The 16,265-nt window shown below is 38.3% G+C and carries 15 protein-coding genes; 9 read left to right on the forward strand and 6 right to left on the reverse strand.

Annotation, left to right across the window (positions count from 1 at the left end; genetic code table 11):
- Positions 1-122: 122 nt before the first annotated feature.
- The 3 genes from F959_RS07275 to F959_RS07285 all read left to right on the forward strand — a co-directional run bounded on the left by F959_RS07275 (position 123) and on the right by F959_RS07285 (position 3,282).
- The gene (locus F959_RS07275; RefSeq protein WP_004878703.1) at positions 123-809 is read left to right on the forward strand and encodes a dienelactone hydrolase family protein; all 687 of its coding nucleotides are present in this window, start codon (positions 123-125) and stop codon (positions 807-809) included.
- Positions 810-876: 67 nt separating this feature from the next.
- Positions 877-1,293, forward strand: a complete 417-nt coding sequence (locus F959_RS07280; RefSeq protein ID WP_004878705.1) for an RDD family protein — start codon at positions 877-879, stop codon at positions 1,291-1,293.
- Between the two features lie 156 nt (positions 1,294-1,449).
- Positions 1,450-3,282 carry a monovalent cation:proton antiporter-2 (CPA2) family protein gene (locus F959_RS07285; protein WP_004878708.1) on the forward strand — a complete coding sequence of 611 codons (1,833 nt, stop codon included), beginning with the start codon at positions 1,450-1,452 and terminating at the stop codon, positions 3,280-3,282.
- A gap of 28 nt (positions 3,283-3,310) precedes the next feature.
- Here F959_RS07285 and F959_RS07290 read toward each other — a convergent pair whose 3' ends face one another.
- The 4 genes from F959_RS07290 to aceR all read right to left on the reverse strand — a co-directional run bounded on the left by F959_RS07290 (position 3,311) and on the right by aceR (position 7,312).
- Complete coding sequence (locus F959_RS07290) at positions 3,311-4,489, reverse strand: benzoate/H(+) symporter BenE family transporter (RefSeq protein WP_004878709.1); 1,179 nt, start codon at positions 4,487-4,489, stop codon at positions 3,311-3,313.
- A gap of 108 nt (positions 4,490-4,597) precedes the next feature.
- Complete coding sequence (gene leuE / locus F959_RS07295; RefSeq protein ID WP_004878712.1) at positions 4,598-5,248, reverse strand: leucine efflux protein LeuE; 651 nt, start codon at positions 5,246-5,248, stop codon at positions 4,598-4,600.
- A gap of 72 nt (positions 5,249-5,320) precedes the next feature.
- A complete protein-coding gene (gene tal / locus F959_RS07300; protein ID WP_004878714.1) occupies positions 5,321-6,310 on the reverse strand; it encodes a transaldolase in 990 nt (329 codons plus the stop codon).
- Between the two features lie 108 nt (positions 6,311-6,418).
- A complete protein-coding gene (gene aceR, locus F959_RS07305; RefSeq protein WP_004878715.1) occupies positions 6,419-7,312 on the reverse strand; it encodes an HTH-type transcriptional regulator AceR in 894 nt (297 codons plus the stop codon).
- Between the two features lie 87 nt (positions 7,313-7,399).
- Between aceR and aceI the strand changes: the two genes are divergently transcribed.
- Positions 7,400-7,831: a chlorhexidine efflux PACE transporter AceI gene (gene aceI / locus F959_RS07310; RefSeq protein WP_004878716.1), complete on the forward strand. Its 432-nt coding sequence runs from the start codon at positions 7,400-7,402 to the stop codon at positions 7,829-7,831.
- A gap of 192 nt (positions 7,832-8,023) precedes the next feature.
- Positions 8,024-8,419 (forward strand): tautomerase family protein, encoded by a 396-nt coding sequence (locus F959_RS07315; protein WP_004652967.1) that lies wholly within the window; start codon positions 8,024-8,026, stop codon positions 8,417-8,419.
- 102 nt (positions 8,420-8,521) lie between these two features.
- Here the strand turns inward: F959_RS07315 and F959_RS07320 are convergent, their stop codons facing one another.
- Positions 8,522-9,091 (reverse strand): DUF4291 domain-containing protein, encoded by a 570-nt coding sequence (locus F959_RS07320; protein WP_004878717.1) that lies wholly within the window; start codon positions 9,089-9,091, stop codon positions 8,522-8,524.
- A 229-nt stretch (positions 9,092-9,320) separates the two neighbouring features.
- Here F959_RS07320 and mfd point away from each other — a divergent pair, with 229 nt between their 5' ends.
- From mfd to F959_RS07340, 4 genes are all read left to right on the forward strand, one after another.
- On the forward strand, positions 9,321-12,782 hold the full coding sequence (gene mfd, locus F959_RS07325; protein ID WP_017196631.1) for a transcription-repair coupling factor: 3,462 nt from the start codon (positions 9,321-9,323) through the stop codon (positions 12,780-12,782).
- A gap of 195 nt (positions 12,783-12,977) precedes the next feature.
- On the forward strand, positions 12,978-13,412 hold the full coding sequence (locus F959_RS07330) for an HIT domain-containing protein (RefSeq protein ID WP_004878720.1): 435 nt from the start codon (positions 12,978-12,980) through the stop codon (positions 13,410-13,412).
- Between the two features lie 50 nt (positions 13,413-13,462).
- Positions 13,463-14,899: an adenylate/guanylate cyclase domain-containing protein gene (locus tag F959_RS07335; RefSeq protein WP_004878722.1), complete on the forward strand. Its 1,437-nt coding sequence runs from the start codon at positions 13,463-13,465 to the stop codon at positions 14,897-14,899.
- Between the two features lie 126 nt (positions 14,900-15,025).
- Positions 15,026-15,865 carry a hypothetical protein gene (locus F959_RS07340; protein ID WP_004878724.1) on the forward strand — a complete coding sequence of 280 codons (840 nt, stop codon included), beginning with the start codon at positions 15,026-15,028 and terminating at the stop codon, positions 15,863-15,865.
- A 61-nt stretch (positions 15,866-15,926) separates the two neighbouring features.
- Here the strand turns inward: F959_RS07340 and fdx are convergent, their stop codons facing one another.
- Complete coding sequence (gene fdx / locus F959_RS07345; RefSeq protein WP_004652975.1) at positions 15,927-16,265, reverse strand: ISC system 2Fe-2S type ferredoxin; 339 nt, start codon at positions 16,263-16,265, stop codon at positions 15,927-15,929.

Consider the following 16,265-nt stretch of genomic DNA (forward strand, 5'->3'; position numbering starts at 1 on the left):
ATAAACTATTAGAGTTAAATGAATGCCTTGCAGAATGGGTGGTACAAACCATCCTTTTTTATTTGACAATAAGCATTGTCATAAATAGTATAAAATCGATTCGAATATTACGGATGACTAAAATGGAAATAAAAAAAATCACATTACCCACCCGCCAAATAGAAGTAGAAGTGTACGCACCTAAAGAAACATCGGGGGCAGTGCCATCAATTTTATTGCTACACGAGTTATTCGGTATTCTTGATGTTTATCGTGAGGATGCCCAAGATTTAGCTGATCGCGGCTATCTCGTTTATGTACCTAATTTGTTTGATGGTGGTGCAGTCAAATATTGTATCCGTGCGATGGTGAGTAAAGCGGGGCGAAGTAATGCTGCTGATAGTGGAGTAAATCAAGAGATTCATGTTTTATTGGATGCTTTGAAATCCGATCCACGCTCAAATGGGCGTTTAGGCATGTTGGGACAATGTTTAACAGGTGGCTATGTGATTCAAATGGCCAAACGTGAAGATATGTTAGCTCCTGTGGTTTATCATCATTCTTTAGGGGTTGAGGGCGTTGGTGTGCCGAAAAAAGAATCCTTAGATGATATTCGAATTTTGCAAGGACATTGGGCGAATGTCGATCCATTTTGTCCAAAATCGAAAAGAGAAAAGTTGATTCAGCAATTAGGCGATCGAGTTGAAGCCTATACCTACAATATGCCGCATGGTTTCAGAAGTGTAAGCCGCGGCATGCCTGAGGCCAAAGTCGTATGGCAACGTACAGTTGATTTTTTTGATCGAGAGTTAAAACAAAATACTGTATAAATGATATGCTTAGCCGTTATTATGTATAAATATTTATTCATTTATAGAAATAAAATGAGAGGGGCTAATGTCATATAAATATGAGTATGCAGGTTTCTGGATACGAGTGGGCGCAGCAATTATTGATTCGATTATCGTGGCAGTTGCTCTAATACTAATTATGATGATTATTGCACCTAATGTGAGTAATAATTTTTCGGGTTGGACTTGGGCTGATTGGCTAGGTCAAATTCTCAGTGCTATTTTTTATATCTTTTGTTGGATCAAATTTGCAGGAACACCCGGTAAACGTCTATTACGTTTAAAAGTATTGGATGAGCAAACAGGAAATAATGTTACTGTTGGGCAAGGAATTATTCGCTATATTGGTTATATTCCAGCCACTTTAGTTTTATTTATAGGTTTGATCTGGGTCGCTTTTGATCCTAAAAAACAGGGTTGGCATGACAAAATGGCTAAGACAGTTGTGGTAAAAGAGCTTTAGAAAGTTGTTTAATCAAATTTAAAATCGTCCTCCGTGGCGATTTTTTTATTTCTAGATCATTAAAAAATAGATTGAGAAGCATTGTCTCATAAATGGTATATAAGTCTTTTCGTGTTTCAAATAGAATAAAATCAAATTGATAAAAATGAGAACAGTATGAGTTCAGAGGCACACTCAATCAGTTTAATTGCGCCTGTAGTTTTATTAGCTGCGGCTGTTATCGCCGTACCCATTTTTAAGCGTATTGGATTAGGGTCCGTATTAGGATATTTAATTGCAGGCCTTATCATTGGCCCATTTGGTTTTGCTTTTTTTCATGATTCTACTTCGATTTTACATATTGCGGAACTTGGTATCGTGATGTATCTATTTGTGATTGGCTTAGAAATGCAACCGTCACATTTATGGAGTCTTAGACGTGAAATCTTTGGTTTAGGCACATTACAGATTGTTGCTTGTGCTTTGGCTTTAACAGGTGTCGGCTTACTCTTTGGTTTTCAATGGCAAGTTGCATTTATTGGGGCGGCTGGTTTCGTTTTAACCTCAACTGCAATTGTGATGCAGTTATTGGGTGATCGCGGTGATATTGCACAACCACACGGACAAAAAGTTGTTGCAATACTTTTATTCGAAGATTTGTTGATTGTTCCGTTATTGGCGATTGTTGCATTCATGGCACCAAATCATGTGGTCGAAACTACATCAGCGCGCTTAGAAAATATTGGGAGTGGTTTAATTGCCATCGCAGGTTTAATCGCTGCGGGTTATTGGCTACTGAATCCACTATTCAGACTCTTGGCAGCAGCTAAAGCGCGGGAGGTGATGACAGCCGCGGCACTTTTAGTCGTATTAGGTGCAGCATTGTTAATGCAGGTCAGTGGTTTGTCGATGGCGATGGGCGCTTTCCTTGCAGGTGTATTGTTATCAGAGTCAACCTTTAGACATCAGATTGAAGCAGATATTGAACCATTCAGAGGCATCTTATTAGGACTATTTTTCCTTGGTGTGGGGATGTCTTTAGATTTATCTGTGGTACAACAGAACTGGCAGCTGATCGTAAGTGGCGTTTTGGCCATGATGTTTGCCAAAGCCTTGATGATTTATGTTGTTGCACGTATGACCAAAAGTTCGCATACAGAAGCTTTAGATCGAGCTTTATTGATGGCGCAGGGTGGTGAGTTCGCTTTTGTACTTTTTGCCGCGGCTGTGAGTGCTCAGGTGATTGATAATACAGTTAAGTCAAATTTGACAGCAATTGTGGTTTTATCAATGGTGCTAACACCGATTCTTGGTGTGGTATTTAAACGATTTACTCAAAGTAAAAACGAAGTTTCGTTGGAAAATGTCAATGTTGCTGAGGGACTTAGTGGTCGTATTTTGTTGATCGGCTTTGGTCGTTTCGGGCAGGTAGCTAGTCAGTTATTATTGGCCAGAGGTGTTGATGTCACCATTATCGATAATGACATTGATATGATCCAAAACGCAGAAAAGTTTGGTTTTAAAATCTATTATGGTGACGGATGTCGTTTAGATATTTTACATGCGTCAGGTGCTTCAACAGCAGAAGCAATCGTTATATGTGTTGATAGTAAAGAAACAACTAATCGTATCGTTGAACTGGTTACACATGAATTTCCTTTAGCAAAGCTATTAGTTCGCTCATATGATCGTGAACATTCTTTGCACTTAGTGAAACAAAAAGTGGATTATATGATTCGTGAGACCTTTGAATCTGCAATCAAATTTGGTGGTGTAATTTTGGATCGTCTTGGTGTTGATGAAGATGAAGTCAAACGGATTAGTGATGAAATTCGTGAGCGGGATGAAGAGCGTTTTGAGACAGAAATTGCCGCAGATGATGTTTATGCAGGGGTAGGTTTACAATATTCACACCGCCATCCTCGTCCAACTTCACCTTTATTACGGCCAAAACAAGCTGGCCGTATTTTAAATGATGAAGAGGTTCAGAAGGATTTCGAGGGTAAATAGAACGTATTCTCTAAATAAGCCTTAATCTCTAAGGCTTATTTTTTGTTTTAAATCTAAATAAGATCAGTACGAAAATTCCAAGCAATAATCCCCAAAATGCTGAGCCAATACCCCAAAATTGAACACCTGATGCGCTGCATAGGAAGGTAAGTAAAGCTGCTTCACGTTCTTCGACATTTGAAAATGCGACTGCTACGTTGTGGCTAATTGTTGCAAATAAGGCAATTCCTGCAAGTGCGACAATAAAAATTTGTGGGAACGACATCAGTAGACTGACTAGAGTCGCGGCAAAAAGCCCCATTAAAATATAAAACAAACCACAACTAATCCCTGCGATATAACGTTTGCTTGGATCAGGATGTACTTGGTCATCTAAGCTTACTGCTGCGCTGATTGCTGCTAAGTTAACGGAGAAGCAGCCAAAAGGTGCAAAAACGGTGTGTGCAATACCTGTCCAACCAACCAATTGATTCACATGTGGTTGATAACCATAACTTTGAATCATTGCAATACCCGGTAAATTTTGTGAAGTCATATTGATCACAAACAACGGTAAGGCAAGTCCAAGAATGGCAGACCAAGAAAATGAAGGTTGCATCCACACAGGTTGTGTCAAAGACCATGTGGTTGCATGAAGTTCAAAATCAATGAATAGAGGGCAGATGATAGCCCCTACAATAACAGTAAGAACAATACTGTAACGAGGGAATAAACGTTTAGATACGAGATAGATTACTAACATACTTAGAATAAAACCAAGCTGAGTTTCTAAACTGCTGAAAATTTGTATTCCAAATTTTAATAAAATACCCGCTAGCATTGCACAGGTCAGGCTTTGGGGGATATGAGCCAATAATTTTTGGAAAATACCTGAAAAGCCAACGACAGCAATTGCAATCCCACAAATAAGGAAAGCACCAATTGCTTCGTATAAATCGTAATGTCCTGTAGATGCAATAATCAAGGCAATACCTGGCGTTGACCATGCGGTTGCAACAGGATACTTATATTTCCAAGATAAAATTAATCCAGATAGACCAATTGCAAGCCCAAGCGCCCAAAACCAAGAATTAATTTGAGCAGTATTTGCACCCAAAGATTGGGCGCCTTGGATCACCAGTACGGCTGAAACACTAATTCCGATAAGAAAAGTAATAAAGCCAGCAAAAACCGCGGGAATCGAGAAATCTTGAAGGAGACGTTGCATCTATGCATCTAAACTTGATTAAAATTTGTTGAAAAGTATATCGTTAATCACAAATGAATCGAAGTATTTAGGCGATTGAATAAACTGATCATCTCTGCAAAATTAAAACTAAGAAATGGTTGAAGTTGCAAGTCTTAAACCAAATCCAAAAAATAAAAGCCCGACTAAACAAATACCACTAGCTGCGAGTTTGTAATTATGTTTAAAGAAGTTAGCAAGCTTTACACCTGAAAAAATTAAAGCGGTTAAATAACTAAAACTAATGATTTGTAGAATAATTGCCAAAATTAAAAAACTTAATGCAGGGTAAGCGTAATTGGGTTCTACGAATTGAACAAAAAAAGAAAGGAAGAATAAAATTGCTTTGGGATTAAGCAGACTAATACTAAGTGCTGTACGGTAAGGATGAACTTTATCTAATTGTGGTAAATCAGCCATTTCAGCATGTTGCGTTGGTCGACTCCATGTTTGAAAAGCACTTTGCAATAACTTAAAGCCTAAATACGCGAGGTAACAAGCACCAGATAATTTTAAAACGATAAATAAAATCGGAAATGCTTTTAATAGTGAAGCTGCGCCTAATACAGTACAAATAATTAAGATAAAATCGCCTGTAAATACGCCACAAGCAGCAGCATAACCAGTTCGTATACCGTAACGTGATGCCACTGACATCACATATATAGAGTTAGGTCCAGGTAATAACACGATCAAGATTGTACCAATGATATACGTGGTTAAATCTGTTATGCCGAACACGTTAAACTCATTAAAAAACCGATTTTCGCTAATATAGCAAAAATCGGTTTTTATAGGTGAAAATTCGACTAATTATGCTTTGATTTCAGCATCAATACCAAAAGATTGACGTAGCAATAAACTGAGTTGATCACGTGCTTTGATAAAGCCATCGATTCCGCCTTGTAGCAATTGGAATGCCATCAAATCTTGTTCAAGTTCAGCTTTGAAACTTTCTTTGGTTTGAACTGGACGTTCGATTTTTTCTGCTTGTTCCGCCACTTCAACTGACAACTGAGCTTTAACAGGCTGTTGATCTTGTTCTAGTTGCGACAACAGGCTTGGTGCAATTGTCAATAAATCACAACCTGCTAAACCTAGAACTTGCGCCGTACTACGGAAACTTGCGCCCATCACTTGAGTTTGAATACCTTGCTGTTTGTAATAATTATAGATCTGCTTAACAGACAGTACACCAGGATCTTTTTCAATTGGATATTGCTCAACACCTTCAGCTTTTTTATACCAATCTAAGATACGACCAACAAATGGGGAAATCAGAGTGATTTTCGCATCTGCGCAAGCTTGAGCTTGATGTAAACCAAATAACAAAGTGAGGTTGCAAGGAATACCTTCCGCTTCAAGTACTTTCGCTGCTTGAATACCTTCCCATGTCGAAGCGATCTTGATCAAAATACGTGACTGAGCAATGCCATAGCCTTGATAGAGTTTAGAAAGCTCACGCGCTTTGGCAATTGTTGCCTCAGTATTATAAGAAAGAGAAGCATCAACCTCTGTTGAAACTCGACCATCAATCAGTTTTAAAATTTCAACGCCAAATTTAACCGTTAAAATATCAATGGTACGTTCAATCAGCGCATCACTTTGATAGCCTTCCTGTTTTGCTTGTGTATAAGCATCTTCAATCAGCTGTTTGCTTTCTGGCTGTTCTGCTGCGGCAGTAATCAATGAGGGGTTGGTTGTTGCATCTAGTGGACGAAATTTTTCAATCGCCTCTAGGTCGCTACTATCAGCTACAACAGTTGTTAGATTCTTTAATTGGTGTAATGCAGTTTCAGTCATTGATATAGCGTTCTTAATAAACAAAATTACGGATAACTTCTTTATAACATAAACTGTGTGAAATCAAAGCATGGCATTGCCGCATTTATTTATGCAATAGAATGCTTTTTATTTATTCGTTTGTTGACGTTGAGTTCTGATATGTTTAATCAGAAATCTTGCTGCTGCACCAAGTTCGCTTTCACGACTCCAAACAAGATCGACGTAGTATTCAAACTTAGGCGTGAAATCATAAAGTTCCAAAATTTTTAATTTCTTTTTCAGTTCAGGGTTTTCATTAAACATTTCTAAAGGTAAAACACCCCAACCCAAATTTCGGACAATCATCATGCATGCAGAATGATGATTATCGGTGCGCCAATAATCTTTAGAATAAAGTAATTCTGGCTTAATTGTATTATCACGACTCGCGACTACGATTTGTCGAGTTTGGATCATTTGTTCAAAAGAAACTTCTTGAAGTTGTGCAAGCGGATGAATATTTGAAACAACAGGAACGAGAGCTTCTCGTTTTAATTCAACAAATTGTTCGCGGCTGTCCAAGTGCTCTCTCTCAAACATCAGTGCGAGTTGTGCGGACTGATCGAGCAACATTTGTAAAGCATCTTCTTGAGGTGCAGACACGATATTAATCGCAAGACTCGGGAAGTGTTGCTCAAGTAGGGTGATGTAATCTGTCCAATTGGTATGCAGTAACTCAGAAACCACCACAATATTAAGTGTAGATTCTAAACCCGTACTTAAAGCATGAGCATGTTGCTTCCACTGATTCATTTCAATCAGTAATTGCTGTGTTTTCTCATATAAAGCCCATGCTTCATCTGTTGGTTTTGGTTCACGTCCAACACGCTCAAATAAGTTTAGATCGAGGTCAATTTCTAAATTGGCGATGGACATACTTACTGCTGAGGGGACTTTGCCTAGCTTACGTGCAGCAGCAGAGAATGAACCTGTTTCAATGACGGTTTGAAACATGAGAAGTTGTTCTTGATTTATATTCATCTGTCAAAAAAACTGAAAGAACCTGATTGGATTAATCAAAATTATAAAAATAAAATGCATAATATCCAAACAAGAGAGTGTTTAAAAATGTTGATTTCCAAAAGAAGACTCGTTCATGCGATTAGCTATGAAGTGATTTTATTGGTCATCATCGCAATTGCGTTAAGTTTTATTTTTAGTATGCCATTAGAAGTCACAGGTATTCTAGGTGCAATCATGGCGGTCATTTCGGTCATCTGGAATATGATCTTTAACCATTATTTCGAAAAAATAGAACATAAATATCAATGGCAAAGAACGATTCGTATACGTATTCTTCATGCGATTGGATTTGAGGGCGGTTTGATGCTCGCAACGATTCCAATTATTGCTTATATGATGAATATGTCGTTCATTGAAGCTTTGATTTTAGATTTTGGTTTAACGATGTGTATTTTGGTGTATACGTTTATCTTCCAATGGTGCTATGACATTGTTGAAGGACGTTTCTTTCCAAATGCAAAATTTGCATCATCATAATTGTTTGATGAAAAGCATTCTTCAGGATTAACTGAAGAGTGCTTTTTTATTGCTGGCAGCTCAGCATGATTTGATTACAGTATTGATAAAGTCAGATTGCTCAAGTTGATTTAATATCGTGAGAGCAAGTTTTAAATAATATAAGAAACAATACCAAAATTTAATGACGCTAGGTCGTTGGAGAATAAAAACATGCCAAGTGTGCTTATTGAAGTTAGACAACAATATCCAGTCGCAGTTGAGCTGGAGATCATGGAGGCAGTGCATACGGCACTGAGAGATGCTTTTAAAATCATGGCCAGTGATCGGAATGTGCGTTTAATTGTGCATGAAGCACATCGCTTTCAATGCCCGCCTGAAAAGGCAAAACCAGAATGTTATACATTGATTAGTATTGATGCATTTCTTGGACGCTCTTTAGATGCCAAGCGTCAGTTGTATAAATTGATTGTGCATAATCTTGAACCGATAGGCATTCCTAAAGATCATGTGAAAATTATGCTTCGAGAGTTGCCTTCAGAAAATTTTGGTGTTCGTGGTGGACAAGCGGCTTGTGATGTTAATTTAGGTTTTAAAATTGATGTTTAGATTAAATTTTTGCTAGGAAATTGCTTTTAAGAACCAACATACATTTTTAAGCCGTTAAGAATTTAGCCATGGCATGAGATTTAAAAATATGCCATGGTTTATTTATGGGATATAAATTGTTTCCAGAGGTAATAGTTGAGTAGCTTCATCCAATTTATTTTCTTCTATTAATGCATGAATCTGATGAGCTAGAGGGGTAACATCTGTAATTGATGTGATCCATTCATTCACATATAACTGAACCGCTTCATGACTTAGGCCTATTTGTATTGCTCTATGGTCAAGAGGACTTAATTTTAAGTCTCGTTCAGGATCCCATTGGATTCGGACTGGAGAGCTCGCTTTGAGTTGTTGCCACTGTTCCTCATTCATTGATGGATTACGGTGACTTAGGCAACTATGTGCCAATGCCCATTCGAAACCTTCACGCGTTATATCAACAGCTAAGATTCGGCTTTGTCCATTATCTTTAAATCCCCAGCCAGAGCGATACATCATCCAAAGGAATGAGGGTTTAATCCACGTCATTCTTTCCATCTTGAATGGCGGCGAAACAAAGGTTTGATTTTTTAGAGCGGAGTTAGCAATAACTTCAGAATAAGCTTGATATACACGTATCGTTTTATGGTTATAAACGGCGCGAATTTGATATGTAGGAATGTTAGTTAACATAAGTTTGTTAGAATCTCTCACTTTTTTAAATATTTGTTTTTAAATATAAAATTAAATTTATCTTTTTTGGCAGTTAGCTTTATTAAACTTAAATTACGTGAATAAAATATCAAATAAAATGGCCTAAGTAAATTAGAATGCATTTAATTCAACTGCGAATTTCTACTTCAACTAAAAAACATCATGCTAAAATAGGGTACTTATCTTTTTAGATTGCATGATTTTCTCTATGTTTCAACAAGAAATCTCTCAATTAAACTTACAACAATTCAAAGCGGGCGAAAAACGCTGGATTGGTTCACTACTCGGATCATCAGCAGCACTATTATTTAAAGAAATTGCTACGCAGAATTCTAATTTATATGTGATTGTCGCAAGAAATAATCAGCACCTTGCTCAACTTGAAAGTGAACTTGAGTTCTATGACATCAAGCCAACGATTTTTCCTGATTGGGAAATTTTGCCTTATGACCGTTTGTCTCCACATCAGGATATTGTGTCTGAGCGTTTGGCACTTCTTTCCAATATGCCACAAAAGGGCATTTTGCTGATTGCTGCAAGTACTTTAGCGCAACGTGTAGCACCATATTCGTGGGTTGTGGGCGAACACTTTGATATTAAAGTCGGTCAAAAGCTTGATTTAGAAACACAGAAAAAGCAACTGGTACAAGCGGGTTATCGCTTGGTTGATACGGTTTATGATCATGGTGAGTTTGCAGTTCGTGGCAGTATTATGGACATCTACGCATCTGGACAAGACCAGCCGATTCGTATCGACTTGTTTGATGATGAAATTGAGAGCTTAAAATTCTTTGATCCAGAAACGCAACGTACTACGGAATCTCTAAAAAACTTCGCTGTTTTACCTGCAAAAGAATTTCCACTTAAAGAAAGACGCTCTACATTTCGAGATCGCTATGCTGAAAGCTTCCCAACTGCCAATCCAAAGAAAAATCCAATTTATCAGGATGTGCTAGAGGGGATTGCAACCCCTGGTTTAGAGTTCTATCTACCATTATTTTTCGATAAGAAATTGATGGAATCACAAAGTACGCTTATGACGTACCTACCAAAGAATTGCGTTGTCATTACAAATAATGAAATTGAAGATGAGCTGATTAATTTCTGGAAAGAAGTTGTGCGTCGATATGAAGATCGTCGTCATAATATTGATCAACCGATTCTTCCGCCAGAAGATTTATTTTTAATGCCGAATCACGTATTGCAGGCACTCAACCAATTTCCTCGTATTTTAGCCTCTGCAGATGCATTTGATGCCAAATCAGGTGTGTTGAATATTGCTGCTGAACAACCACCCAAATTAGCAGTTGATCCCAAAAAAGAGCAACCTTTTGAAGCAGTCAAACATTATATCGATCAAGCTAAACATCCTGTTTTACTCGTCGCCGAGAGTGCTGGTCGTCGTGAGACCTTAAAAGATGCACTACGTTCTGTATTGGGGGAGATTCAGAATGTAGAGAGTTTTGCACAATTCCAAAAAGAACAATTACACGTTGCAATTACCAGTGCACCTTTAGATCGTGGTTTGCTGCTCACAGGTCAATTATCTGTTATTTCTGAAAACCAACTTTATGAGCATCGTGTGGTACAACGCCGCCGAAAACGCCAACAAGAAGTTTCAGAAGAGTTTTTAATTCGCAGTTTAACTGAGCTGAGTATCGGTGCGCCTGTCGTACATATTGATCATGGTGTTGGACGTTATGCGGGTCTGATTACATTAGAAATTGATCAGCAAGATCACGAGTTTTTGCAGCTCGATTATGCCGATGGTGCAAAAGTTTATGTGCCTGTGACCAATTTGCATCTGATCAGTCGATATAGTGGTGGTGATCCAGACCTTGCACCATTACATAAACTTGGCACGGATACGTGGAGCAAAGCGAAACGCAAAGCGCTTGAGCAAATTCATGATGTTGCTGCGGAGCTGTTGCATATTCAAGCTCGCCGTCAATCGAAACCTGGTTTTGCATTTGAGTTAGATCATACTGGTTATATGCAGTTTTCCAGTGGTTTTGCCTATGAAGAAACACTGGATCAAGCCAATGCTATTGAAGCAACTTTGCATGACATGCAACTTGCCAAACCGATGGATCGTTTGGTCTGTGGTGATGTTGGCTTTGGTAAAACTGAAGTAGCAATGCGCGCTGCCTTTGTGGCGGTGCAAAATGGCAAACAAGTTGCTGTACTTGTTCCAACCACACTTTTAGCTCAGCAGCATTATGAGTCTTTCAAAGATCGTTTTGCCGATACTGCTGTTCGTATTGAAGTGCTTTCTCGTTTTGGTAGCAATAAAACCCATTTGAAAACGATCGAAGATTTGGCAGAAGGCAAAGTCGATATAGTGATTGGAACACATAAGATTTTGCAAGAAAGCATTCAGTTTAAAAATTTGGGTTTGATGATTGTTGATGAAGAACATCGTTTTGGTGTTCGAGATAAAGAACGCATCAAAGCACTACGTGCAGATGTCGATATGCTCACACTTACTGCTACACCGATTCCGCGTACGCTAAATATGGCATTCTCAGGAATGCGAGATTTATCGATTATCGCGACTCCACCTGCACGCCGCTTAGCAGTAAAAACATTTGTACAAGAGCATACAGATGATTCTGTGAAAGAGGCGATTCTGCGTGAGTTGTTACGTGGTGGTCAGGTGTATTTCTTACATAATGAAGTCGATACGATTGAACGAGCAGCGGAAAACATTCGCAACCTTGTGCCTGAAGCGCGTGTTGCTGTTGCACATGGTCAGATGCGTGAACGTGAACTCGAGCAAGTGATGCAACAGTTCTACCATAAAGAATACAATGTCTTGGTCTGCTCGACGATTATTGAAACTGGGATTGATGTTCCAAATGCCAATACCATTTTAATTGAACGGGCTGACAAACTTGGTTTGGCACAGTTACATCAACTACGTGGTCGTGTTGGACGTTCACATCACCAAGCCTATGCCTATTTATTAGTTCCATCCATTAAACATCTCAAAGGTGATGCTGAAAAACGTTTAGATGCAATTCAACGTGCTTCGACTTTGGGTGCAGGTTTCATGCTGGCAACCGAAGATTTGGAAATTCGTGGTGCAGGTGAACTACTTGGTGAACAGCAAAGTGGTTCAATGCAGGCGATTGGTTATAGCTTGTATATGGAAATGTTGGAAAAAGCGACCAAAGCAATTCAAAAAGGTAAAACCCCCAATTTTGATGCGCCATTGTCACTTACTGCTGAAATCAATCTGCATATGCCAGCACTGATTCCTGACGATTATTTGGGTGATGTACATCAGCGTTTACTCTTTTATAAGCGCATTAGTAATACCGATACACAAGAGAAGCTCGATAATATCCGTATGGAATTGATTGATCGCTTTGGTATCCCTCCGCAACCAGTGAAGCAATTATTCAGTGTGCATCAAGTTCGTTTGCGAGCAGAGCAATTAGGCATCACTAAAATTGATATCAATAGCAATGGTGGCTACATTGAGTTTGCACCAGACACCCCAGTGCAAGCGATTAGCATTATTCAACTCATGCAAAAGAATCCAACCTACTATCGTATGGAAGGTGGTCAGCGCTTAAAAGTCATGGTGCAATTGGCTGAGTATGATAAACGCATCCAATTTATTGTTGATTTGCTGAATAAGCTTCTTACTGAATTGCATAGTTAGTGGAAAAGTATATTTTTGCTGCTTAAATGATCAATGTGTGTGGTCTTTAGCCAATGAATAGTCCTTTGGTCTGATGTATATGTAATAAATGAGGAAAATCATTGTTATTTGTAATCAAACAGGTTACTAATAATATTCACATCAAAACTGATGTGATAGTATTGATCATCATTATTCTGCATCATTTATAAAGATATGTTTAGTTTGCATCCACAACTTGCTCAAGATACATTTTTTGTAGGCGACTTTCCGCTTTCAACATGTCGTTTAATGAATGATATGCAATTTCCTTGGTTGATTCTTGTGCCGCGTGTACCGGGAATCACTGAGTTATATGAACTTAGCCAAGCAGATCAAGAGCAGTTTTTGCGTGAATCAAGCTGGTTGTCTAGCCAACTTTCACGTGTGTTCCGTGCAGATAAGATGAATGTTGCCGCTTTAGGTAATGTTGTACCTCAACTTCATTTTCATCATGTTGTGCGTTACCAAAATGATGTTGCTTGGCCGAAGCCAGTTTGGGGAACTCCAGCTGTACCATATAGCAGTGATGTTCTCGCTCATATGCGCCAGACTTTGATGCTTGCACTACGCGGTCAAGGCGATATGCCATTTGATTGGCGTATGGACTGATTTAGACAACAGAATAAAAACAGTCTTCTATAATAAGGAAGGAGCTAAGGGTGCCACTAGATAGGTTGATTGATAAAGAACCTAGACAGTTCGCATATTTTCATCGGTTGATGGGATATTCGATACTGTCGCTGATATTGGTAATTTATACATTTACCTCTTCAAGTGCTAACCATCAACTTTACATCCTTCCTCTATTATTTGTTTTTTTTCTGTTTTGTCCAAAGTTAGAAAAGTGGTTACAGTACAAATTTGATAAAAACACAGAAAAAAATGTTCTCTTTGCTTGTGAAGCAGTCATTGTTGCAATCGTTTTAGCTGGGTTGCATTTAAGTTTAGTTCCAACATTTACAATCTTATTTGCATTACTTTACGTTGGTCTCAATAATAAAATCACATTACCTGTTGCTTGTTTGATTGGGCTAATCGGTGTTTTAACTTTCTATTTCTGTACATTCTTCATTTTTGGCGCAGAAGAATATTTTGAGCCAACGAATCCAGAGCTGACCGTCGTCAGTTTACTGGGTTTGATGATGTTTATTGTGATTGGAAACTACTATCAGCATCGTCGTATCAATATTCTTGGTCAGCAACGTCAGCATTATCATAACCAAATGACGCGTTATATTGCTTTCGCGAATCAGTTGAGTCGATATGCACCACTGCAATTATGGCAGTCGATTATGCGTGGTGAGGCCGAAGCAAAGATTGAATATAAGCGTAAAAAATTAACAATCTTCTTTTCAGATATTCAAGGTTTTACTGAGCTTTCAGAAACACTAATCCCAGACGATTTAGCTTTCTTACTCAATGATTATCTCAGTCATATGACAGAGATAGCGAAGCAGTATGAAGCGACTGTCGATAAGTTCATGGGTGATGCGATTCTGATCTTTTTTGGTGATCCAAACTCGCAAGGTGTTGAGCAAGATGCAAAATCTTGTGTAGAAATGGCGATTGCGATGCGTCAGCAAATGAAGCTCTTACGTGAACGTTGGAAGAAGATGGGTTATCCTGCGTTACATATCCGTATGGGTGTAAGTACAGGGTATTGCCACGTTGGAAACTATGGTGCTTCACATCGTATGGCTTATACCATTGTTGGGCGTGATGTGAATCTTGCTGCACGCTTACAATCGGCAGCAGAAGTTGATGAAATTCTGATTGCTGACGATACGCATCAGCTCATTAAAAATGAATTTCTTTGTGTTCCTAAAGTGCCAATTTATTTAAAAGGGATTCAAGGTCCTGTTAAAACTTGGCAGGTTATGGAGAAGTTCACTGGTAAGAAGTCAGACACTCAAAAATGGTTTGATTTTGAATATAAAGGCTTCCATTTAGTGCTGAACTTAGAAGAAGTACAGAACTATGAATATCCAGAATTGGTCGAAATTTTGGAGAAAATGATCCAGCGTATTAAAACTCAGCAAAAAATTACTAATGCTCAGGGTATCCCAAAACTGACTTTGGATGATGAAGTCAGATAATCCTCAGTATAATTTTTTTAATTCAAACTGTTATTTCTAGTGGAACAATCGTTGTATGGTTTCTTGGAAAGAATCGTACCGAAGTTTTGTTGATATCTTAATGCTAATAAAGAGAATAAATAAAGAATGCAGCAAGTGATAGAAAACCTAAATACGGTGATGCTGGATAATTTGGATATTAAGGATTTAATCTTAAATTTGCCAAAACCATTAAGACCGTATTTACAGGTAGCACCTTCTATGTGGATGTATGAAGATCCGCTTTATGGTCAAATCAAAGCAATGCGTATGTTATATACGACGGGTAAAATTGTCTGGGCATCATTGGTACAAGCGAATAGGAATTTATTTGAACCTGAGTGGATATCGTGTGCTGGAGAGGTTGTATTTGATCCATCGGGGAAAATGCAGCCTGTTCAACTTGTGGAAGCGGCAGAGCAATTGTTTTCCCTAAAGGGAACTACTCCAAAGGTCTTGGATCAACAGAATTATGCAGCGCATTTGACCAATGAATTTACACGAGTATTTAATTATCCTTTTCCACAAAGTTTAGCGACTTTACCCTTAAAGATGTCTTCCATGTGGTTTGAGTATCGACATTTACCAGGTGGACTTCTTGCAATGAAGGTTTTTCCAATCATTGTGTCAGAGCAAAACCCCAATTATATTATGCCTTTACCATCTTATTTTTGGCCAAATAACTTCTTTAAAGATAAGTGGCTGGAACTGGCTGCACGAGAAAATGGTGGTGGTTTATATGATGTGGAGAAAGAGGTTCTTAATAAGATTACGAATAAAGTATATTTAGAAGAAATTCTACTTCAACCTAAATTACCTCAAATTTTTGAAGAACAAATACCGCGAGAATCTGCTGTTACAAGTTCATCAAAAACTAAACTTAGTCGGTTTTTCTTGCTCTTTTTAGCCGTGATTTTGCTGTGTTTATTTATTTTTCTTAATAAATAAAAACTCCTCGTGAACGAAGAGTTTTTATTTGAACTTTGGAAATTAATCGATTTAGATATCGTTAATGATTTTCCGAAGCATGGTTGATGGTGTATTTAGGAATCTCGATTTCTAAATCTTCATCAACAATCTCTACTTGGCAAGACAGGCGAGAATCTGGTTCTAAGCCCCATGCGCGGTCAAGTAAGTCAGCTTCTACATCATTCATCTCTTCAAGGCTGTCAAAACCTTTACGCACAACCACGTGACAAGTGGTACAGGCTGCAGACATGTCACAAGCATGTTCAATTTTAATGCCATTTTTTAATAAACTTTGGCATAAATTGGCGTTATGTTCGACTTCAAATTCTGCACCTTCAGGGCAAATTTGTGCATGAGGAAGAACTTTAATACGTGGCAT

The organism is Acinetobacter venetianus RAG-1 = CIP 110063 (assembly GCF_000368585.1).
GTDB classification, from domain to species: Bacteria; Pseudomonadota; Gammaproteobacteria; order Pseudomonadales; family Moraxellaceae; genus Acinetobacter; species Acinetobacter venetianus.

Bases quoted from the DNA above. Each gene is read 5' to 3' on its own strand.
- F959_RS07280 (WP_004878705.1), top strand. From the start codon at position 877: ATGTCATATAAATATGAGTATGCAGGTTTCTGGATACGAGTGGGCGCA.
- mfd (WP_017196631.1), top strand. From the start codon at position 9,321: ATGTTTCAACAAGAAATCTCTCAATTAAACTTACAACAATTCAAAGCG.
- F959_RS07290 (WP_004878709.1), bottom strand. From the start codon at position 4,489: ATGCAACGTCTCCTTCAAGATTTCTCGATTCCCGCGGTTTTTGCTGGC.
- F959_RS07330 (WP_004878720.1), top strand. From the start codon at position 12,978: ATGTTTAGTTTGCATCCACAACTTGCTCAAGATACATTTTTTGTAGGC.
- F959_RS07340 (WP_004878724.1), top strand. From the start codon at position 15,026: ATGCAGCAAGTGATAGAAAACCTAAATACGGTGATGCTGGATAATTTG.
- F959_RS07275 (WP_004878703.1), top strand. From the start codon at position 123: ATGGAAATAAAAAAAATCACATTACCCACCCGCCAAATAGAAGTAGAA.
- tal (WP_004878714.1), bottom strand. From the start codon at position 6,310: ATGACTGAAACTGCATTACACCAATTAAAGAATCTAACAACTGTTGTA.
- fdx (WP_004652975.1), bottom strand. From the start codon at position 16,265: ATGCCACGTATTAAAGTTCTTCCTCATGCACAAATTTGCCCTGAAGGT.
- aceR (WP_004878715.1), bottom strand. From the start codon at position 7,312: ATGAATATAAATCAAGAACAACTTCTCATGTTTCAAACCGTCATTGAA.
- F959_RS07320 (WP_004878717.1), bottom strand. From the start codon at position 9,091: ATGTTAACTAACATTCCTACATATCAAATTCGCGCCGTTTATAACCAT.
- F959_RS07285 (WP_004878708.1), top strand. From the start codon at position 1,450: ATGAGTTCAGAGGCACACTCAATCAGTTTAATTGCGCCTGTAGTTTTA.
- F959_RS07315 (WP_004652967.1), top strand. From the start codon at position 8,024: ATGCCAAGTGTGCTTATTGAAGTTAGACAACAATATCCAGTCGCAGTT.
- aceI (WP_004878716.1), top strand. From the start codon at position 7,400: ATGTTGATTTCCAAAAGAAGACTCGTTCATGCGATTAGCTATGAAGTG.